This is a genomic window from Nocardioides lentus (assembly GCF_039529515.1).
Classification (GTDB): domain Bacteria; phylum Actinomycetota; class Actinomycetes; order Propionibacteriales; family Nocardioidaceae; genus Nocardioides; species Nocardioides lentus.
This window is the reverse complement of sequence record NZ_BAAAMY010000001.1, coordinates 38366-58468: the sequence shown is the minus strand read 5'-3', so window position 1 is coordinate 58468 and position 20103 is coordinate 38366. Positions and strand designations below refer to the sequence as shown.

The following is a 20103-nucleotide window of genomic DNA, read 5'->3' as shown; positions in this document are numbered from 1 at the left end:
CGTTCCTGCTCCGCGTGGAGCTGCCCGACGTGCCCGGGTCGCTGGGCCGCGTCGCGACGGCGATCGGTGAGGCCGGCGGCGACATCGACGCGATCGAGATCGTCGAGCACCGCGACGACGGCTACGCGGTCGACGACGTGCTCCTCGAGATGGCGCCGGGCCACATGCCGGACTCCATCGTCTCGGCCTGCAACACCCTCGACGGGGTGCAGGTGATCTGGATCAGCCGGTACGCCGCGGGCGGCAACCTGTTCCTCGACCTGGAGGCCGTCGAGGAGCTCACCGCCGACCCGCCGGCCGCGCTGGACCGGCTCGTCGACGTGCTGCCGATGACCTTCCGGGCCGACTGGGCCGCCCGGATCCGCCCCGACGGCGACACGGGCCGCGCCCGGGTCCTCCACGCCACCGGCGCGGCCCCCGACGAGCTGCCCTGGCCGGGCCTGACCCGCGCCGAGCGCCTGGAGGAGGCCGAGGGCGACGTCGACATCCGCTGCGGTGCCCCGGTCGACGACCAGCAGGCCGTGCTGATCGGGCGGCGCGGCGGTCCGGACTTCCTCGACTCCGAGCTGGCCCGCCTGGGTCACCTGGTCGGGCTCGCGGTCACCATCAACCGCGGGTGAGGCACACTGACCGCAGCCGGGCGCCGGCCCGGCCCCACGACGGAGGACCCATGACCGTACGCCGATCTGTCTCGTCGCCCCTCAGGCTGGCCGTCACCCTCGCGGGTGGCCTCGCGGCCCTCGGGCTGCTGACCTCCTGCGGCGCCGGCACCGTCGACGCCGGCACGCTCGAGGAGCAGATCACCAACGAGGTCACCGAGCAGACCGGCGAGGCCCCCGAGGGCGTCACCTGCCCCGACGACCTCGAGGGCGAGGAGGGCGCGACGACCACCTGCGTGCTCACCGCGACCGACGGCTCCGAGTTCGACGTCGCCGTCGACGTCACCTCCGTCGAGGGCGAGCAGGTGAACTTCAACTTCGAGGTCGCCACCGAGCCGACCTCCTGATGGGCGCCGTGAGCACCGTCCGGCGGCCTCGCGGGACCCGCTTGGCCCTCTTCGGCGGGACCCTGCTGCTCGGCGGGGTGCTGGCGGGCTGCGGCTCGACCGTCGACTCCGAGGACGTCACCGACCAGGTCGCGACGGCCATCGAGGACAGCGCAGGCGCACCGCCCGACGCCACCGACTGCCCCGACCCCCTCGACGCGGAGGAGGGTGCGACCACCACCTGCACCGTGACGGTCGACGACACCGACTACGACGTGCCGGTCGAGGTCACCGGCGTCGACGGCGACACGGCCGACTTCGACATCACCGTGCCCGAGGAGCTGCGCGTGCCGCGGGTCGCCGCCGACGACCTGGCCGACCAGATCGCCTCCGGCGTCGCCGACCAGGTGGGCGAGGAGCCCGAGGGCGTGACCTGCCCGGAGGACCTGCGCGGCGAGGTCGGCACCACGCTCACCTGCGTGCTGACCGCGCCCGACGGCACCGAGCTCGACACCGAGGTCGAGGTGACCTCGGTCGAGGGCGCCCAGGTGAACTTCTCCTTCGAGGTGCTCCCCGAGTCGAACGGCTGACGTCGTGAGCGAGCGGTGGCGCGCGGTGGCCCGGGCCGAGAACGGTCCCGGGTACGCCGCGGCGTACGCCGAGCGCTTCTCCGCGATCGCTCGCGAGGGCGGCTCCGTGCACGGCGAGGCCGACTTCCTGGCCGCGCTGCGGCCCCCGCCCGCGCGGGTCCTCGACGCCGGCTGCGGCACCGGGCGGGTCGCCGTGCGGCTGGCGGAGCTGGGGTACGACGTGGCCGGGGTCGACGCCGACGCCGACATGCTCGCCGTCGCCCGCGCCGAGGCCCCGGCGCTCGCCTGGGACCACGTCGACCTGGCCGACGCCGCAGCGCTGGGACGCGCCATGGACGCCGCCGGGCTGGGTACCGGCGTCGACGTGGTCCTCCTCGCCGGCAACGTCGTCCCCCTGGCCGACGAGGGCTCGCTGGATGCGCTGGCCGCGGCGTGCGGCGACGCGGTGGTCCCGGGCGGGCTCCTGGTCGCCGGGTTCGGCCTCGACGACGAGCACCTGCCCGAGGGCTGCCCGGTGACGCCGCTGGCGGACTGGGACGCCGCCTGCGCCGCCGCGGGCCTGACGCTCGCGGAGCGCTTCGCCGGCTGGGACCTCGCCACCCGGCTCGGCGCCTCCGTCGCCCCGGAGGGCTACGTGGTCGCCGTCCACACCCGGGAGGCGGCGTGAGGGTCGTCGTCCTGACCGGCGCCGGGATCTCCGCGGAGAGCGGCGTGCCCACCTTCCGCGACGCCGACGGTCTGTGGGAGGGCCACCGCGTCGAGGACGTCGCGACCCCGCAGGCCTTCGACGCCGACCCCGGGACCGTCCACCGCTTCTACGACGCGCGCCGCGCCGCGCTGGCGGGCGTCGAGCCCAACCCGGCGCACGTCGCTCTCGCCGAGCTCGAGCGCGCCCTCGGCCCCGACCTGCTGCTCGTGACCCAGAACATCGACGACCTCCACGAGCGGGGCGGCTCCACCGCCGTCCTCCACATGCACGGGCGGCTGCTGTCGGCGCTGTGCGCGGAGTGCGGGGCCCGCTGCCCGTGGGAGGGGCCGATGATCACCGCGGGCCCGTGCGCGCTCTGCGGGGTCGCGGCCCTGCGCCCCGACGTCGTCTGGTTCGGCGAGGTCCCGCTGGGCATGGACCGGATCCAGGCCGCGCTCGAGCGCGCCGAGGTGTTCTGCTCGATCGGCACCTCCGGCGCCGTCTACCCGGCCGCCGGCTTCGTGCAGTACGCGCGGGCGCACGGCGCGGGGACCGTCGAGCTCAACCTCGTGCCCTCCGAGGGCACCCACCACTTCGCCGACGCCCGCCACGGCCCCGCCTCGCAGCTGGTGCCCGCCTGGGTCGACGAGGTCCTCTCGGAGGTACGCGCATGAGCACGACGACCCGCAGCGCCCGTCGCCAGCAGATGATCACCGCGGTGTTCGCCGTCATCGGGGCGGTCCTGCTGGGCTCGCTGCTGCGCTTCGAGCCCGGTGGCACCAACTTCTACCTGGTCACGCTCGCGCTGGCCCTGGTCTGGACGATCGGTGCCTTCGCCGCCGGTCCCGTGCACCTCGGCCGGCAGGGCTGGGCCACGCTGCGGCTCGCCGGTCCGGCGCGTCACCCGGACGAGACGCGCCCCGACGCCGGACCCCGGGACCGCTTCATCGGCCCGCGGCCGCTGCTGTGGCCCCTGGCCATCGGGCTCGGCCTGGCCGGCGTGTTCGTCGTCGGCGGCCTGATCGTGCGCGAGATCCCGTTCCTCTACGACGCGGTGACGGCGGTGCTCGCCTTCGCGGACGCCGGCACCGGGCCGCTGCTGCTGTTCATCACCGTGGTCAACGGGCTCGCCGAGGAGCTGTTCTTCCGCGGCGCCCTCTACGACGCGGTGCGCGGGCGCAAGGTGCTGATCACGACGGTCGTCTACGCGTTCGCGACGCTGCTGACCGGCAACGTGATGCTCGCCTTCGCCGCGATCGTCATCGGCCTCGTCTGCGGCCAGCAGCGCCGCGTCACCGGCGGCATCCTCGCGCCGATGATCACCCACGTCACGTGGTCGGCCTCGATGCTCTACGCGCTGCCGCTGCTGTTCCCGATGTGAGGTCAGGCGGCCGGGCGACGACGGACTTCACCAGGGCGGCCCGCGCCACGACGTCCTCCCCGACGGTCGCGGTGACCGTGACGAACGCCAGCCGGCGCGTGCGCCGGTCCAGCGCGCCGCGGGCGACGACCGTCTCCCCGACCCCCGCGGCCCGCACGAGGGTCGTGGCGCTGCTGTGGGTCACGGCGTGCTCGTCGGCGCGCAGCGAGGGCGCCACCGCCAGGTAGCCGGCGGCCTCGAGGAGCACGGCGAGCGCTCCGGCGTGGGCGGCCCCCGCTCCGCCGTCGACCAGTCCGGAGACCGCGAGGACGGCGCCGGCCGCCGGGTCGGCGTCGTCGAGCAGGGCGACGCCGAGCGCGGTGGGCAGCGGCAGGCCGACGGCCAGCCGGGCCCGTCGCAGCAGGGCGGGGCCGGAGGGCGGCTCGGGACGGGTCTTCATCCCGCCTGGGTAGCGGCCCGACGTGAACGGGCGGTGACGCGGCCCGCCGGACCTCAGTCCAGGCCGGCCTTGCGGCGGTCGTCGATGGCGACGCGCACCGCGTCCTCGTAGGACATCGGCTCGCCCGGCACGACGTCGTGGACGGAGTCGTCGGTGACCAGCACCTCGGTGTCCATCGAGTCGACGAGGTTGCGGGCGGTCATGGTGTCGACGTCGGTGACCAGGCTGAGCCAGTACGACGACAGCCGCGGCGAGAGGATCGGGACCGGCACGATCGGCGGGGCGTGGCCCTTGATGACGCGCGAGGCGATGCGGAGCATGTCGAGGTAGTCGATCTGGTCGGGGCCGCCGATCTCGAAGACGCGGCCCACGGCGTCGGGGTTGCCGCCCACGCCGACGAGGTAGCGCACCACGTCCTCCAGCGAGATGGGCTGCGTGCGGGTCTTGACCCAGCGCGGCGCGATCATCGCGGGGAGCTTGTCGACGAGCTGGCGGGTGATCTCCCAGGAGATGCCCTCGTGGCCGACGATGATCGCGGCCCGCAGCACCGTGACCGGCACCCCGCCCTCGCCGAGGAGCCGCTCGACCTCGCGGCGCGACCGCAGGTGGGGCGAGAGGTCCTGCTCGTCGGTGCCGAGGCCGCCGAGGTAGACGATCTGCTCGACGCCGGCCTCCTTCGCGAGCCGCCCGAAGGTCCGCGCGGCCTCGGCGTCCTTCTTCTCGAAGTCCTTGGCGTCCAGCGAGTGCACCAGGTAGTAGGCGACGTCCACGCCGGCCAGCGGCTCGGTCAGGCTGTCGGGCTCCGACACGTCGCCGCGCACGGGCGTGCCCGCCCCGTCGTACGTCTCGGGGTGGCGGGTCATCGCTCGCACCTCGTGGCCCTTCTCGACCAGGGCCGGCACGAGGCGCCGCCCCACGAACCCGGACGCCCCGGCCACCAGCACGTTCCGTGAGTCCGCCATGTCCCCAGTGTGCCCGTCCGTGGCCCGCTCCATGCCCGCCGGGCCGTCGGAGGTGGCGCGGGAGGGGCGGCTCGGCCGGCTCGGGTGGACCGGGGTGGACCGGGGTGGACCGGGGCGGCGGGATAGTCCCTGACGTTCTGACCGCGAAACCGCCCGATCCGTGGTCCGTACGTCAGGGACTATCCGGCGCGGGCCGTACGGCGGCCCCGGGGTGGTCCGTACGTCAGGGACTATCCGGCGCGGGCCGTACGGCGGCCCCGGGGTGGTCCGTACGTCAGGGACTATCCGGCGCGGGCCGTACGGCGGGACCGCGGCGGGACCGCGGCGGGACCGCGGCGGGACAGCGGCGGGATCAGCGGCGGGACCAGGCGGCCCAGAGGTCGGCGTAGGTGCCGCCGGCGGCGACGAGGTCGGCGTGGGTGCCGGACTCGACGACCCGGCCGTCGGCCATGACCCAGACGCGGTCGGCGGCGGCGGCCTGGGTGAGGCGGTGGGCGACGGTGAGGGTGGTGCGGCCCCGGGTGGCGTACGCCGCGGCGCGCTCGAGGTCGCGGGCCCCGGCGGAGCCGGCCTCGGCGGTGGCCTCGTCGAGGACGACGACGAGCGGGTCGGCGAGGGGGACCCGGGCCAGGGCGAGGTGCTGGGCCTGGGCGGGGGTCAGGGGGTGGGCGCCGTCCCCGACGACGGTGTCGAGGCCGTCGGGCAGCGCCTCGACCCAGCCGCGGGCCCCGACCGCGTCGAGCACGGCGACGAGGCGGGCGTCGTCGGCGTCGGGGGCGGCGAGGGTGAGGTTGTCGCGGACGGTCCCGGCGTACGTGTGGACCTCCTGCGTCACCACGGCGACCGGCAGCCGACCATCGGCCTGGGCGGCGTCGAGGGGCACGCCGCCGAGCTCGACGGTGCCGGTGGTGGGTCGCAGGTGACCGGCGGCGATGGCGGCCAGGGTGGTCTTGCCGGCGCCGGTCGCGCCGACGACGGCGACCCGCTCGCCGGGGGCGACGTCCGCGTCGACCGCGACGAGGACCGGGCGGCCCTCGCGGTAACTGTGGCCGACCCCCCGCAGGCGCAGCGACGCGTCCGCCACCGCCCGGGGCGCCGGGGCCGCCGGGCGGGGCATCTCGGCGAGCCCGACGAGCCGGGTCAGCGAGGCCCCGGCGGACTGCACCTCGTCGAAGAGGAAGACCACGGCGCCCACCGGGTTGAACAGCCGGTGGAAGAGCAGCGCCGCCGCGGTCACCTCGCCGACCGTCACCGCGTCGGCCCGCACCCCGAGGAAGCCGACCACGAGCACCAGCAGCAGCCCGACAAGCTCGGCGCGGTTGGTGCGGTTGCCGAAGCGGGTGAACAGCCCGACAACGTCGATCCCCACCGACGCCGCGCGCCAGGAGGCCGCCTCGACGCGGCGCTGGTGGTCCGCGGCGAGGCCGTGGGCGCGCAGCGTGCCGCTGGCGTGGACGCCGACCACGAGCGCCTCGGCCCGCTCGCCGTTGGCCTCGCGCTCGGCGCGGTAGCGGGGGCCGGACTGCGGCAGGTACCACCGCAGCGCCCACACGTACGCCGGGACCGCGCCGAGGCCGGCCAGGCCCAGGCGCCAGTCCAGCGCGAAGAGCCCCGCGCCGGTGAAGACGATCGCGACCACCGAGGTCATCAGGGTCGGCACGGCGTCGCGCAGCGACTCCTGCACCAGGCGGACGTCGTCGCCCACCCGCGACAGCAGGTCCCCGGCGCCGGCCTCCTCGAGCCGGCCGGCGTCGAGGTGCAGGGCGCGGTCCAGCACCTCCTCGCGCAGCTCGGCCAGCGCGGGCTCGCCGGCCCGGGCCAGCCAGGTCACCGCGACCGTGGTGGCCACGGCCCCCACGACCGCGGCGACCGCGATCAGCGCCGCCGCCACGACCAGCGACGAGGTGGTGCCGCCGGACTCGGCCAGGTCCACGATCCGGCCCAGCACGAGCGGCGCCACCAGGCCCGCCAGCCCCGCGACGGTGAACGCCGCGGCGCTCACGGCCAGCGCGCGCCGGTGCCCGCCGAGGAGCCGCCGCGCCGTGCGCGCCGCCTCGGCGCCCGTCGAGGTCGGCAGCGCGCCGGGCCGGGGCCCGCTCACCGCAGCACCGCCGCGGCGTACGCCGGGTCGTCGAGCAGGTCGGCGTGGGTGCCGGTGGCCGCGACCTCGCCGCCGCGCAGGTGCACGACGAGGTCGGCGCGCGCGAGCAGGGCCGGGCTGGAGGTCAGGACCAGCGTGGTGCGCGGCCCCGTGGGGCCGGGGGTGCGGGGGTGGCGCAGCGCGACGAGGCCCTCGGCGATGCGGTGCTCGGTGACGGCGTCGACGGCGGTGGTGGGGTCGTGCAGCACCAGGCCGGGGGCGTCGGCGGCGAGCGCGCGGGCGAGGGCCAGGCGCTGGCGCTGGCCGCCCGACAGGGTGGTGCCGTCGGCGGCGACGGGCTGGTCGAGGCCGGCGGGGTCGAGGTCGACGACGTCGTCGGCGGCGGAGGCGGCCAGCACCGCGCCCAGCTCGTCGGCGCCGAGCCGGCCCTGCGGGTCGACGTTGCTGCGCAGCGTGCCCTCGAGCAGGTCGACGTGGTGGGGCACCAGCAGCAGCCGCTCGCGGCGCCCGACCAGGGTGAGGTCGGCCAGCGGCGTCCCGTCGAGGCGGAGCGCGCCGGCGGCCGGCGGGGTCTCCCCGCGCAGGAGGGCGCCGAGGGCCGCGGCGTCCGCGGGGTCCTCGGTGACGACGGCGGTCAGGGCCCCGGGGGCGGCGCGCAGGGTGACGCCGCGCAGGGTCGCGACGCTGACGTCGTCGAGGACGACCTCCGGGGCGCCCGTCCCCGGCGGGTCGAGGAGGCCCCCGGTCACGAGCGGAGGGGTCGCGAGCAGGTCGACGACGCGACCCGCCGAGGCACGGGCGCGCGCCAGCTCGGCGACCAGCCGGGTCAGCAGCTGCACCGGCTCCGCGAAGAACTGGGCCAGGCCGACGACGGCCACGAGCTCGCCGATGCTCAGCTGCCCGTCGAGCGCGCGGGCGCCCGCCAGCAGCGCGACGCCGGCGAGGAACAGCCCCGACAGGCCGGTCGCGACGCCGTACACGAGGCCCTCGGAGCGGGCCGCCGCCACGCCGGCGTCGGCGGCGGCGCGGCTGGAGCGGCGGTAGCGGCCGAGCACGACGTCCTCCGCGCGGATGCCGCGCAGCGGCCGGACGCCGCGGACCAGGTCGGTCGCGACCCCGGTGGTGTCGGCGACCGCGGCCTGCGCGGCGGCGCTGCGGCGGGCCAGGCGCGGCGCCAGCAGCTGGGTGACCGCCAGGACGGCCGGCACGCCCAGCAGCACCACGAGCGCGATCAGCGGGTCGATGCGCACCAGCACCACGGCGCTCGCCACGAGCCCCACCACCCCGGCCGCGGTGAACACGAGCTGGCGCACGACCGTGGCGACGGCCTCCGCGTCGCCGGTCGCGAGCGCGAGCACCTCCCCGGGCAGGCGACCGGTGCGGGCGCCCCGCTCGTCGAGGACGTGGGCGGAGATCTCGCCGCGGACCCGGTGGGTCTCCTCCTGCATCGCGCGGAACGCGACGAACGCGCCGAACCGGTAGGAGAAGCTCAGCACCACGAACAGCAGGCACAGCGCCAGCGCCCACCCCACCACCGCGCCCACGTCGCCGGTGGCGACCGCGCGGTCGACGACGACGCCGATCAGCACCGGCACCATCGCCTCGCAGACCTGCCAGCTGCTCGCCAGCGTGGCGGCGCCGAGGACACGGCGCCACTGGCGGGCGAGCGTTCGGCGGACCAGGGCGTCGCCGGTGGTCGGACGCGGGCCCGGCGGGGGAAGGGGCGGCGCGGGTCGGGTGCGGCCGTACCGGCCCCCGGGCGTCCCGCCCGCCGTCGTCCCGGGCTGCGACACCTGGCCTCCTCGTCTCGTGTTAGGTCACCCTAACCGTCTCGTGCCCGCGCGCCGGACGGCCCCGGGCCCCCGTCGCGACCACTAGGGTCGGAGTGCACCCCGAGGAGGGCCCATGAGCCAGTACGACCCGGCCCCCGCCGGCGACCCCACCCCGCCCACGACCGGCCCCGCCGGCACCCCGCCGCCCCCGCCGGCGCCCGCGTCGTCCGGCGCCGCGGACCCGTCGTACGACGAGCGGAGCGGCGCGGGCGAGCCCGCCGACCGCCGCGCCCCGGCCAAGGAGGCGCTGTCGGGCACCCGCACCAGCCACCTGTGGGTCGGCCTGCTGCTGATGGTCGTCGTCCTGGTGCTGCTCGCGGTCTTCATCCTGCAGAACACCCAGGACGTCGACGTCAGCTACTTCGGCGCCACCGCCCAGTCGCCCCTCGCGGTCGCCCTGCTCATCGCCTTCGCCGCGGGCCTGCTCGTCGCCGGCATCGCCGGCACCCTGCGGATCTGGCAGCTGCGCCGCCGGGTGCGCAAGCTCGACCGCTGAGTCCCGCCGGGACGGCGGACCCCGGCCGGCGGGACGCGGCTCAGCCGCCGGTCGAGGAGAAGTGCTGGTAGTCCTCCAGCGAGGTGTAGTCGCCGCCCCACCGCCAGCCGATGGCGGCGAAGGCGCGGACCACGACGCCGTCGGGGCGGATCATGCCGGGGGCGTCGCGGGAGCGGTCGAGGTACGCGGAGGCGAGCTCGGGCACGACGACGTCGCCGCGCCGGTAGGGGTTCTGGAACGGGTTGAGGTCGATCGCCCGGCCGTAGGCGTGCTCGGAGTACGACGTGCCGCCGGTGACGGCGCGGCACACGAACGCGCCCGAGCCGTTGCCGTCGCCGGTCGGCGGGACGTGGAGCTCGTCGGCGCGGGTGATCCGCAGCTCCTCGAGCGGGAACCGGGCCCGCCACAGCGTCCGGAAGACCCCGACCAGGTCGTCGGCCCACACCGAGGCGACGAGCAGCTCGCCGGTGTGGCGGGCGTCGTCGAACCCGACGAAGGTCACCCGCACCCAGGCGAGGTCGTCGGCGGCCACGGGGCAGCCGGGCTCCCAGGTGGACCGCTCCAGCACCCGGGCGGGCACGGGGTCGACCACGCGGCTCGCGAAGCCGGGTCCGGGCAGCGGAGCGATCGTGTCGGGCAGCGTGAACGCCCGCGTCCGCAGCGCCGGCGGCGTCGGGCGGACCTCCCCGAACCCGTCCGGGCCCTCCGGCAGCACCCGCGTGCCGAGCCACGGAGGCGGCACGCTGCCGGGCGCGGGCCGGGGCTCGGTGGACGGCTCGCTGGACGGCCCGGTGGTCGGCTCGGGCGACGAGGACGCCGCGGGGGACGCGCTCGGGGCCGGGTCCGCGGTCGGCGCGCCGGCGCCGCAGGCGGTCGTCAGCAGGGCCGACGCGACGGCGACGGCGGCGCAGAGGTGGCGGGCCCGGGACACGCCCCGAGGCTAGGCTCCGGCCCATGACGACAGCTGCCCAGCTCGCCGCCGAGGTCCGCACCGCGATCGCGGACCAGCCCTACACCGTGGTCGACGAGACCCCGGAGGGGTTCTCGATGCACATCGACGTGGTGGACGCGCGGTGGTGGTCGCTGTTCCACCGCAACGGGCTGAAGAAGACGTGGCGCTGGGACGTGAAGGTCAAGGACGGCGGCACCTACTCGGTGACCGACAAGGCCGCCGAGGTGCGCTGGCAGGCGGGCGCGGACGTCGGCGGCGGGGTGCCCCGGCCGACGCTGAAGTTCGCCGCCGAGTTCTCCGGCGGCACGGCGGTGCAGGTCAGCAAGCAGAAGGTGTGGGCCTTCGACGACTCCGGCCGCTTCACCAACGTCGTCGACTACTCCTTCGACTCCCGCGAGGGCAACGAGCTGATCAACACCGTGGCCCAGCGCATGGGCCTGAGGCGCACGATGAACACCCGCGCGAAGATCGCGCTGTACGTCGCGGTCTTCGCCGCCGTCGGCACCGCGCTGGGCGGGCTGTGGGCCCTGGTCCTGGCCCTCACCGGCAACCTCGGCTGAGCCGGGTCGGGCCGGGTCGGGCCGGGTCGGGCCGGGTCGGTCAGCCCGCCCGGCGCGACTCGTCGACGCGCAGGCTCTTGACGAGCGCCTCGAACTCGGGCGCGAGGACCTTCGCCTGCTCCCCGGTGCTCGTCAGGCTCACGACCAGGACGGCGCGGCGCCGGGGCTGCTCGGGGTCGACCAGGCCGAGCACGGCCTGCAGCCGGGCGAGGACGTACTCGGTGCCGTCGATCTGCGCGACCGACTGGATGATCTGGCTGTAGCCGGGGGACTGCGCGGTGCCGGCGGCGCGACGGTCCATGAGCCGGGCGTCGCCGGTCTCCTCGCGCAGCCGCATCACGCACTCGTCGGCGATCTGCTCCATCGTCGCGTCGTCGGTGCGCCAGCCGCCGCTGAAGGACAGCACCGGGGTGTAGTCGCCCTCGGTGTCGTCGCGCAGCGCCACGAACAGCGCGTTGCGGATCCCCCCGAAGTCGGGCGGCACCGCACGCCACTGCGGGGCGGGCAGGTCGAAGCGGATCGGGACGGGGAAGTCGTCCATGTCGTGCTCCTTCTCAGAAGATGCTGCCGAGGGCGTCGCCCATGGCGTCGCCCGCGTCGCTGAGTCCGTCGCCGATGGCGTCCACGCCGTCGCCGATGCCGTCGCCGATGTCCTGCACGGTGTCGACCACCTCGCCCGGGTCGATCGTGATCTCACCACTGAGGCTGCCGCCGATGCCCAGCGCCGCGCCGAACGAGCCGCCGATCGTGAACGACCCGTCCTCGTTCATGCCGACGTTGACGTCGGCCTCCACGCCGGCGCCGACCCAGCCCTCGGCCGTGCCGGCGACACCGACGCCGCCGACCTCGCCGGAGGCGCCGATCTCGCCGCGGGCACCCACGAACGCCTCGCCGCCCGCGTGGACGCCGTCGGGACCGATGCCCGCGTCGACGCCGGCCTCGACGCCGACCATGGCGTTGCCCTCGACGCCGATCTCCACCGGGCCGGCGGCCAGGCTCGCGGAGCCCTCCGCCTGCGCCAGGTAGCCGGCGGCCCCCGCGTTGGCCTGCAGGCCGTCCTCGCCGAGCGTCATGCCGGCCTCGGCCTCGTAGCCGATGCCGTGGACGCCGCCCTGCGCGTTGGCCGTGACCGGCCCGTACTGGTCGGTGACGCTGCCCTCCGCGCCGTACACGGAGTCGCCGGCCTCGACCGAGCCGAGGTCGACGCTGACGCCGAGGCCGTCGTCGTCCTCGCCGGGCTCGGTCGCGTCGGACTGCACGTCGGAGTCGTCGACGTCGGTGAGCCCGTCGCCGTCGAGGTCGGGGTCGACGTCGTCGGTGACGCCGTCGCCGTCGGTGTCGGTGTTCTGCGCGGCACCGTCGCCCCAGCCGCCCTCCCACGACCACGTCGGGTCGGCCTCGTTCTCCGAGACGGTGGTCGTGGTGTCGCCGAAGCCGCCCTCGTCGTCCTCGCCGCCGGGGCCGGTCATCGCCCCGGGCAGCCGTCCGACGCTCTCGCCGGCGGTCTCCGCGGAGGTGACGACGTCCTCGCGGGCCTCGGCGAGCAGCTCCTGCGCCTCCTGCCGCAGCGCCACGCCCGGGTCGAGGAAGATGCCGGGCCGCGGCGGCAGGGACGCCGGGCCGGCGCCGCCGATGGTCGGGACGGGCCGGTCGAGGGCGGCGTTGTAGGTGGCGACCGCGTCGTTGTGCGCGGTCAGCGCCTGCTGGGTGGCCTGCTCGCCCTCGCGCCACTTGGCGATGGCGCGCCGGGCCTTGTCCTGCGCGGAGGACAGCACTCCGGCGTGGTCGCCGAGCTTGGTCTCGACCTCGAGCAGGTCGTCGGCGATGTCGGCCCAGGGCCGCACCGAGCTGCGGTAGGTCGCGTCGAAGGCGTCGGCGGCGAGGCCCTCCCACTGCGGCACGCTCACGCCCGCGAGCGTGTCGTGGACGGCGTTCATGTGGCGGCCCTCGTCGCCGAACGCCGTGGCGGCGGTGCGGACCTGGCCGGGCTCACCGGGCACCAGCTGCGTGGGGTCCTCGGTCTCGCCGAGCTCCTTGACCTCCATCGCGCTCACACCGCCCCGCTCAGGCCGACGAACCCGGCCCCGGACGCGGTGTCCTGCGTGGTGAAGTCGACGCGCGTGTCGCGCAGGCTGCCGGCCTTGGTGGTCGCCTCCGCCGCCAGCTCGTGCATCGCCGACTCCACGCCCCGCTTGCCGGCGTCGACCCAGGAGGCCAGGGTCGGGTGGCCGAAGACCTCGGCCGTGGCGGCGGCGAGGTTCATCGTGCGGGTGCGCGACCCGGCGACGGCGTCCTCGATCTGTCCGGCTGCGGTGTCGAGCTGCTCACCGACTCTGACGGTCATGGGCGGAGGTCTCCTCGGGTGTCGCGGAGGTGGTCACCAGCACGTCTACCCGCCAGGTCGGCGCGGAAACCTCCTCCGCCCGACTCAGTCCGACCCGGGTGTGCGGCGCAGGAGCAGGCCGGTGCCCGCGGGGAGGTCGACGACCGACCCCGCGACGCCGGGCGCGGTCGGGGTGGTGACCAGCACGTCCCACCCTCCGGCGGGCAGCGGGTGCGTCGCGGGCTCGTGCCCGAGGTTGGCGACCAGCAGCGTGTCGCGGCGCGCCAGGGTGAACACGCGGGTCCGCTCGTCGGCCGTCGCGCGCACCGCGGTGAACGAGGGGTCGGTCAGTGCCGGCACCGACCGGCGCACCTCGGCGAGTCGGCGGTAGAGCGCGAGCAGGACGGCGTGACGGCCGCCCTCGGCCTCGGACCAGTCGAGCTTGCTCGCCGTGAAGGTGGCCGGGTCCTGCGGGTCCGGGACCGTGTCGGGGTCCCAGCCCATCCTGGCGAACTCCTCGATCCGGCCGTGGCGGGTGGCCTCGGCGATCTCGGGGTCCGTGTGGGAGGTGAAGAACGCGAACGGCGTCGACGCCGCCCACTCCTCGCCCTGCCAGAGCATCGGGGTGAAGGGCCCCAGGAGCGTCAGCATCGCCGCGAGGGCGAGCCGGTCGTCGTCGAGGTGGCCGGGCGCGGGGTCCGAGAGCCGGTCGCCGCGGGCACGGTTGCCGACCTGGTCGTGGTTCTGGTTGGCCACCACCAGCCGCCAGGTCGGCAGGTGCTCGACGTCGACGGGCCGGCCGTGGTCGGCCTCGCGGAAGGAGCTGTAGGTGCCGTCGTGGAAGAAGCCGCGCTCGCAGACCTTCGCCAGCGCCGAGAGCGGCTCGAAGTCGGCGTAGTAGCCGGAGGTCTCGCCGGTCAGCGCGACGTGGACGGCGTGGTGGTAGTCGTCGCTCCACTGCGCGTCGAGGCCGCGGCCGCCGCCCTCACGGGGGGTGACCATGCGGGTGTCGTTGAGGTCGGACTCGGCGATCAGCGTCAGCGGACGGCGCTGGTGCGCGGACAGGGCGGCGACCTCGACCGCCATCTCCTCCAGCAGGTGCACCGGCGAGGAGTCGACCAGCGCGTGCACGGCGTCGAGCCGCAGTCCGTCGACGTGGTAGTCGCGCAGCCACATCGCGACGTTGTCGAGCACGTAGCGGCGGACCTCGCCCGAGCCCTCGGCGTCGAGGTTGACCGCGTCGCCCCAGGTGGTGCGGCCCTCCGTGAGGTAGGGCCCGTACGCCGGGAGGTAGTTGCCCGAGGGGCCGAGGTGGTTGTAGACGACGTCCTGGACCACGCCGAGGCCGGCCGCGTGGCAGCCGTCGACGAAGCGCTGGTACGCCGCGGGCCCGCCGTACGTCTCGTCGACGGCGAACCAGCCGACCCCGTCGTAGCCCCAGTTGTGGGTGCCGTCGAAGGAGTTGACGGGCATCAGCTCGACGAGGTCGACGCCGATGGAGCGGAGGTGGTCGAGCCGGCCGAGGGCGGCGTCGAGGGTGCCCTCGGGGGTGAAGGTGCCGACGTGCAGCTCGTAGACCACCGACCCGGCGAGCTGGCGGCCGGTCCACGCGCCGTCCGTCCAGGCGTCCGGGTCGAGCTCGACGGTGCGCGAGCGGCCGTGGACGCCGTCGGGCTGGCGCCGCGAGCGGGGGTCGGGCAGCACGGTGTCGGCGCCGTCGAGTCGGTAGCCGTAGTCGACCTCGCCGGTCTCGGGCACCCGCGGGTCCGGCGCGCCGTCGGGGCCGTCGGGGGTCCACCAGCCGCCGTCGCGGGGGCGGAGGGCCACGGCGTCGTCGCCGACGACGAGGTCGACCGCGGCGGCCGCGGGGGCCCAGACGTCGAAGCGGCTCATCGGGTCTCCTCCCCGGCGTGGTCGGTGGGGAGCAGCAGCGCGACGGGGTAGGCCGCGAGCAGTTCGTCGAGGCGGACCGCGCCGTCCCAGCGCCGTCCGGTCAGCGCGTCGGTGACGCCGCCGGCGGGCAGCCGCAGCACGGTGTCGCCCCAGCCGCCGCGCTCGGCGAGGCCCACGGGCAGCCGGGTGGCCACGGTGACGGCGCCACCGCGGTCGAAGGCGACCACGTGGTCGGCGGCGTCACCCTCGGCGAGCAGCGGCTCGTAGGCGGTGAACAGCCCGGGGTGCTCGCGGCGGGCGTGCAGCGCGGCGTGCACGAGGTGCAGCTTGGCGGCCCCGGAGTCGTCGCGACCGCCCACCCACGGAGGCCGGACGCCGGCAACGACCGCGTCCAGCACGGAGCGGCGCACGGCGTAGTCGACCGGCCGGCGGTTGTCGGGGTCGACGAGGCTCTGCTCCCACAGCTCGGAGCCCTGGTAGACGTCGGGGACGCCGGGCATCGTCAGCGAGACCAGCTTGGCCGCGAGGGCGTTGGACTGGCCGGGGGTGACGACGACCTCGAGGAGCTCGTCGAGGACGGCGCGCACCCGCCGGTCGTCGAAGGCCGCGTCGACGCAGGCGTGGACGGCGGCCTCGTACTCGGCGTCGACGTCGGTCCACTGCGTGCGGTCGCCGGCCTCGCGCATCGCCTTCTCGGCGTAGGCGTGGAGGCGGTCGCGGTACTGCTCCCGGGTGTCCGGGTCCTGCGATCCCGGCCACGCGCCGAGGACCGCCTGCCACAGCAGGGAGCCGAACGACGGGTCGGGGACGGGGACCAGGTCGAGCAGGCGGTCCAGGGCCCGCTCCCAGGTCGCCGGCACCTCCGCGAGCACCGAGATCCGGGCCCGCACGTCCTCGCCGCGCTTGGTGTCGTGGGTGGACCCCGCGACCATCGCGTGGGGCCAGGCGTGCAGGCGGCGGGCCATGACGGCGTGGAAGTCGCCCGTGGTGAGGGACCACACCGACGGGTCGCCGCCGACCTCGCACAGCGAGGTGAGCCGCGAGGTGCGGTAGAACGCGCAGTCCTCGACGCCCTTGGCCATCACCATGCCGCTCGTCTGCTGGAAGCGCAGCGCGGGCGGGGCGTCGGCGTCGCCGAGCACCGCGACCGCGGTCTCGAGCACGTCGTCGAGGTCGGGCCGGTGGCGCAGCGCGGCCGCGTGCGCGTCGGCGAGGTGCTCGGCGCCGTGGGGCAGGTAGGAGCGGTAGGTGCCGAAGCAGGCGAGCAGCTCGGCGACCGCGTCGACGAGGGCCTCGTCGGTGTGCCCGCCGACCCCGTGGGCGCGCAGCTCGCGCACGATCCGGCGGACCTCGGAGCCGAGGATGGTGTCGGCGACGGTGCGCTTCGTGCCGTGGACCATGGCCGCCCAGTCGTGGGGGCGCGCGGCGAGGCGTGCCTCGAGGGCGGTCAGCGGCTCCTCGCCGGCCGGGTCGACGAGCAGCCGGTCGACCAGCGCCATCGCGTCGTAGCCGGTGGTGCCGGCGGTGGCCCAGGACTCCGGCAGCTCCTCGGAGCCGGGCCCGACGCCCTCGAGGATCTTCTCGACGAGCACGTAGGCGTCGCCGGTGAGCGCGGCGAGGTCCGCGAGGTAGCCCTCGGGGTCGCGCAGGCCGTCCGGGTGGTCGACCCGCAGGCCGTCGACGAGCGGCTCGCGCCCCTCGCCCGCGAACCAGCGCCCGATCTGCTCGTGGGAGGCGTCGAACCAGCGACGCTCCTCGACCCGGATCCCGGCCAGCGTGTTGACCGCGAAGAAGCGGCGGTAGTTCAGCCCGTGGTCGGCCTCGCGCCACAGGGCGAGGCGGTAGTGCTGCGCGGCGTGGGTGGCCTCGACGTCGCCGGCCACGAGCGTGCCGGGCGCCACCGGGAAGCGGTGGTCGTGGTAGCGGATCTCGCCGTCCTCGAGGCGCAGCGCCCCGCCCCAGTCGTCGACGTCGTCGTCGCCGAGGACGGGGACGACGAGGCGCCCCCGTGAGGCCTCGTCGTCCCCGCCGCCGGTCCAGTCCACGTCGAACGCGTCGGCGTACGTCGAGGACGGTCCGTGGGTGAGCAGGTCCCACCACCAGTCGTTGGCGGCCGGGGTGGCCACGCCGACGTGGTTGGGGACGATGTCGACCAGCACGCCCAGGCCGAGGCGGCGCGCCTCGGCCGCGAGCCGGGTCAGGCCGGGCAGCCCGCCGCGGGAGGCGTCGACGCGGTGGTGGTCCACCACGTCGTACCCGTGGTCGGAGCCCGGCTCCGCGGCCAGCAGCGGCGACAGGTAGACCCAGTCGACGCCGAGGTCGTGCAGGTAGGTCAGGGTCCGCGTCGCCTCGGTGAGGTCGAACGCCTCGGTGACCTGGAGCCGGTAGGTGCTGACAGGCACGCGGCCGGCCGCGCCCGACCTCGACGTGGGGGCCGTGCTCATCTCGCGATCATCCCTCGCTGACGGGCTGCGCCCGGTCGTTGTAGGCCGCGATGGACGCGGCGACGGAGTGGTCCACCTCGGGCGCGGGGGGCTGGGTCTCCCGCAGCACCATCAGGCTGGAGGAGGACATGGGCAGCGTCGAGCCGGGCTCGAGCCCGGTCGAGCCGGTGGCGTCGCCGGCGGTGTCGATCACGACGTCCCAGCCGTCGGCGTACTCGGCCGGCGGCAGGACGATCTCGGCGTCGCCGTCGGCGTTGAAGTACAGCAGGAAGTGGTCGTCGGTGATGGTGCCGCCGCGGGCGTCCTTGCCGGCGATGCCGTGGCCGTTCAGGTACATGCCCAGCGCCTGCGCGGGGTCCTCGCCGTGCCAGTCCTCGTCCTCCATCGGGCGCCCGTCGAGGTGCAGCCAGACGATGTCGTTGAGGCGGTCGCCCTCGTCGCCGGTCGGCACGCGCACCTCGTCACCGGTGAAGAACCGCTTGCGGCGGAACGTCGGGTGGTCGTGGCGCAGCTTGGTGACGGCGGCGGTGAACTCGACCAGGGGGCCGTCGACGTCCTCCCAGTCCATCCACGCGATCTCGGAGTCCTGGGCGTAGGTGTTGTTGTTGCCGCCCTGGGTCCGGCCCATCTCGTCGCCGTGCAGGATCATCGGCACGCCCTGGCTGAGCAGCAGGGTGGCGAGGAAGTTGCGCTGCGCGCGGGCCCGCCGGGCCAGCACCTCGGCGTCGTCGGTGGGACCCTCGACGCCGAAGTTCTGCGAGCGGTTGTGGCTCTCGCCGTCGTTGTTGTCCTCGCCGTTGGCGTCGTTGTGCTTCTCGACGTAGGACACGAGGTCGCGCATCGTGAAGCCGTCGTGGGCGGTGACGAAGTTGATGCTCGCCACCGGGCGGCGCCCGGAGTGCTCGTAGAAGTCGCTGGAGCCGGCGAGGCGGCTGGCGAACTCGCCCAGGCTGGGCTCGCCGCGCCAGAAGTCGCGCACGGTGTCGCGGTAGGCGCCGTTCCACTCCGCCCACTGGGGCGGGAACCCGCCGACCTGGTAGCCGCCGGGGCCGACGTCCCAGGGCTCGGCGATGAGCTTGACCTGGCTCACGACCGGGTCCTGCTGCACGAGCTCGAAGAACGTCGCGAGCCGGTCCACGTCGTAGAACTCGCGCGCGAGGGCGCTGGCGAGGTCGAAGCGGAAGCCGTCGACGTGCATCTCGGTGACCCAGTAGCGCAGCGAGTCCATGATCAGCTGCAGCGAGTGGGGCTGGCGCACGTTGAGGGAGTTCCCCGTGCCCGTGTAGTCCATGTAGTACTGCGGGTCGTCCTCGACCAGGCGGTAGTACGCCGGGTTGTCGATGCCCTTGAAGCTCAGGGTCGGACCGAGGTGGTTGCCCTCCGCGGTGTGGTTGTAGACCACGTCGAGGATGACCTCGATGCCCGCGGTGTGCATCGCCTTGACCAGGGCCTTGAACTCCTGCACCTGGTGGCCGGCGTCGCCGGTGGCGGCGTAGTCGGCGTGCGGCGCGAAGAAGCCGAGGGTGTTGTAGCCCCAGTAGTTGCGCAGGCCCTTCTCGAGCAGGGTGTTGTCCTGCACGAACTGGTGGACCGGCATCAGCTCGATCGCCGTCACCCCGAGCTTCCGGAGGTGGTCGGTGACCGCGGGGTGGGCCAGCCCGGCGTACGTGCCCTTCTGCTCGTCGGGCACCTCGGGGTGCTGGATCGTCATGCCCTTGACGTGGGCCTCGTAGATGACCGTCTCGTTGAGGGGGACGCGCGGGGCGCGGTCGCCCTCCCAGTCGAAGAACGGGTTGATGACGACGCCGAGCGTCATGTGGGGACCGGAGTCCTCGTCGTTGCGCGAGTCGGGGTCGTCGAAGTCGTAGCCGAACAGCGACGGGTCCCAGTCGATCTCGGCGTACGTGGCCTTGGCGTAGGGGTCCAGCAGCAGCTTGGTGGGGTTGCAGCGCAGCCCGTTGGCGGGGTCCCAGGGGCCGTGGACGCGGTAGCCGTAGCGCTGGCCCGGCTGCACGGTCGGCAGGTAGCAGTGCCAGACGTAGGCGTCGACCTCGGTCAGCTCGACGCGGGTCTCGGTGCGCTCGCCGTCGGGCGACACCTCGAACAGGCACAGCTCGACCCGCTCGGCCACCTCGCTGAACAGCGCGAAGTTGGTGCCGCTCCCGTCGAACGTCGCCCCCAGCGGGTAGGGCTCTCCCGGCCAGCTCTCCACCACGTGCGTCTCCTACGAGTCGGGCCGGCGTCCGGCTTTTGAACGATCAAACTAGCGGTCGAGGGGTAGTACCCGCTCATCGTGGCGAACAGTTCCTGCCCTCGTCACCCGGTGGACGCGCCGTCGCGCCGAGTCGGCCCGGATGCGCACGGTCGGGGCGTCGAGTCGGCCCGGATGCGCACGGTTGGGGCGTCGAGTCGGCCCGGATGCGCACGGTCGGGGCGTCGAGTCGGCCCGGATGCGCA

The 20103-nt window shown here is 75.3% G+C and carries 19 protein-coding genes; 8 read left to right on the top strand and 11 right to left on the bottom strand.

Annotation, left to right across the window (positions count from 1 at the left end):
- The first annotated feature begins 5 nt into the window (after positions 1–5).
- Genes ABD158_RS00310 through ABD158_RS00285 form a run of 6 tightly spaced genes read left to right on the top strand, consistent with a single transcriptional unit; the run spans position 6 to position 3644 of the window.
- Positions 6–620 (top strand): ACT domain-containing protein, encoded by a 615-nt coding sequence (locus tag ABD158_RS00310; protein WP_425573127.1) that lies wholly within the window; start codon positions 6–8, stop codon positions 618–620.
- A gap of 50 nt (positions 621–670) precedes the next feature.
- On the top strand, positions 671–1006 hold the full coding sequence (locus ABD158_RS00305) for a DUF4333 domain-containing protein (RefSeq protein WP_344002054.1): 336 nt from the start codon (positions 671–673) through the stop codon (positions 1004–1006).
- Positions 1007–1047: 41 nt separating this feature from the next.
- A complete protein-coding gene (locus tag ABD158_RS00300; RefSeq protein ID WP_344002051.1) occupies positions 1048–1575 on the top strand; it encodes a DUF4333 domain-containing protein in 528 nt (175 codons plus the stop codon).
- Positions 1576–1579: 4 nt separating this feature from the next.
- Positions 1580–2242, top strand: a complete 663-nt coding sequence (locus tag ABD158_RS00295; protein WP_344002048.1) for a class I SAM-dependent methyltransferase — start codon at positions 1580–1582, stop codon at positions 2240–2242.
- Positions 2239–2937, top strand: a complete 699-nt coding sequence (locus tag ABD158_RS00290; RefSeq protein ID WP_344002045.1) for an NAD-dependent deacylase — start codon at positions 2239–2241, stop codon at positions 2935–2937. The genes ABD158_RS00295 and ABD158_RS00290 overlap by 4 nt, the downstream gene beginning before the upstream one ends.
- Positions 2934–3644 carry a CPBP family intramembrane glutamic endopeptidase gene (locus ABD158_RS00285; RefSeq protein WP_344002042.1) on the top strand — a complete coding sequence of 237 codons (711 nt, stop codon included), beginning with the start codon at positions 2934–2936 and terminating at the stop codon, positions 3642–3644. The genes ABD158_RS00290 and ABD158_RS00285 overlap by 4 nt, the downstream gene beginning before the upstream one ends.
- Here ABD158_RS00285 and ABD158_RS00280 read toward each other — a convergent pair.
- The 4 genes from ABD158_RS00280 to ABD158_RS00265 form a co-directional block, all read right to left on the bottom strand.
- A complete protein-coding gene (locus tag ABD158_RS00280; RefSeq protein WP_344002039.1) occupies positions 3592–4083 on the bottom strand; it encodes a PaaI family thioesterase in 492 nt (163 codons plus the stop codon). The two genes, ABD158_RS00285 and ABD158_RS00280, sit on opposite strands and share 53 nt — an antisense overlap.
- A 53-nt stretch (positions 4084–4136) precedes the next feature.
- A complete protein-coding gene (locus ABD158_RS00275; protein ID WP_344002036.1) occupies positions 4137–5045 on the bottom strand; it encodes an NAD(P)H-binding protein in 909 nt (302 codons plus the stop codon).
- Between the two features lie 352 nt (positions 5046–5397).
- A complete protein-coding gene (locus tag ABD158_RS00270) occupies positions 5398–7146 on the bottom strand; it encodes an ABC transporter ATP-binding protein (protein ID WP_344002033.1) in 1749 nt (582 codons plus the stop codon).
- The gene (locus ABD158_RS00265) at positions 7143–8939 is read right to left on the bottom strand and encodes an ABC transporter transmembrane domain-containing protein (protein ID WP_344002030.1); all 1797 of its coding nucleotides are present in this window, start codon (positions 8937–8939) and stop codon (positions 7143–7145) included. Before ABD158_RS00265 ends, ABD158_RS00270 begins: the two co-directional genes overlap by 4 nt.
- A 112-nt stretch (positions 8940–9051) precedes the next feature.
- Here ABD158_RS00265 and ABD158_RS00260 point away from each other — a divergent pair, with 112 nt between their 5' ends.
- Positions 9052–9474 carry a LapA family protein gene (locus tag ABD158_RS00260; RefSeq protein ID WP_344002027.1) on the top strand — a complete coding sequence of 141 codons (423 nt, stop codon included), beginning with the start codon at positions 9052–9054 and terminating at the stop codon, positions 9472–9474.
- A 40-nt stretch (positions 9475–9514) separates the two neighbouring features.
- Here ABD158_RS00260 and ABD158_RS00255 read toward each other — a convergent pair whose 3' ends face one another.
- Positions 9515–10405 (bottom strand): M15 family metallopeptidase, encoded by an 891-nt coding sequence (locus ABD158_RS00255; protein WP_344002024.1) that lies wholly within the window; start codon positions 10403–10405, stop codon positions 9515–9517.
- 23 nt (positions 10406–10428) lie between these two features.
- Here ABD158_RS00255 and ABD158_RS00250 point away from each other — a divergent pair, with 23 nt between their 5' ends.
- Positions 10429–10986, top strand: coding sequence for a hypothetical protein (locus tag ABD158_RS00250; RefSeq protein ID WP_344002022.1), 558 nt, complete (start codon positions 10429–10431; stop codon positions 10984–10986).
- Positions 10987–11026: 40 nt separating this feature from the next.
- Here the strand turns inward: ABD158_RS00250 and ABD158_RS00245 are convergent, their stop codons facing one another.
- The 6 genes from ABD158_RS00245 to glgX form a co-directional block, all read right to left on the bottom strand.
- Positions 11027–11527, bottom strand: coding sequence for a hypothetical protein (locus ABD158_RS00245; protein ID WP_344002019.1), 501 nt, complete (start codon positions 11525–11527; stop codon positions 11027–11029).
- A gap of 13 nt (positions 11528–11540) precedes the next feature.
- Positions 11541–13031, bottom strand: a complete 1491-nt coding sequence (locus ABD158_RS00240; RefSeq protein ID WP_344003707.1) for a putative T7SS-secreted protein — start codon at positions 13029–13031, stop codon at positions 11541–11543.
- Positions 13032–13036: 5 nt separating this feature from the next.
- Positions 13037–13330 (bottom strand): hypothetical protein, encoded by a 294-nt coding sequence (locus ABD158_RS00235; RefSeq protein WP_344002016.1) that lies wholly within the window; start codon positions 13328–13330, stop codon positions 13037–13039.
- A gap of 84 nt (positions 13331–13414) precedes the next feature.
- Positions 13415–15202 carry a malto-oligosyltrehalose trehalohydrolase gene (gene treZ, locus ABD158_RS00230; RefSeq protein ID WP_344002014.1) on the bottom strand — a complete coding sequence of 596 codons (1788 nt, stop codon included), beginning with the start codon at positions 15200–15202 and terminating at the stop codon, positions 13415–13417.
- Positions 15199–17646 carry a malto-oligosyltrehalose synthase gene (treY, locus tag ABD158_RS00225; protein WP_344002011.1) on the bottom strand — a complete coding sequence of 816 codons (2448 nt, stop codon included), beginning with the start codon at positions 17644–17646 and terminating at the stop codon, positions 15199–15201. Before treY ends, treZ begins: the two co-directional genes overlap by 4 nt.
- Positions 17647–17653: 7 nt before the next feature.
- Positions 17654–19858: a glycogen debranching protein GlgX gene (glgX, locus tag ABD158_RS00220; protein ID WP_344003705.1), complete on the bottom strand. Its 2205-nt coding sequence runs from the start codon at positions 19856–19858 to the stop codon at positions 17654–17656.
- Positions 19859–20103 lie beyond the last annotated feature (245 nt).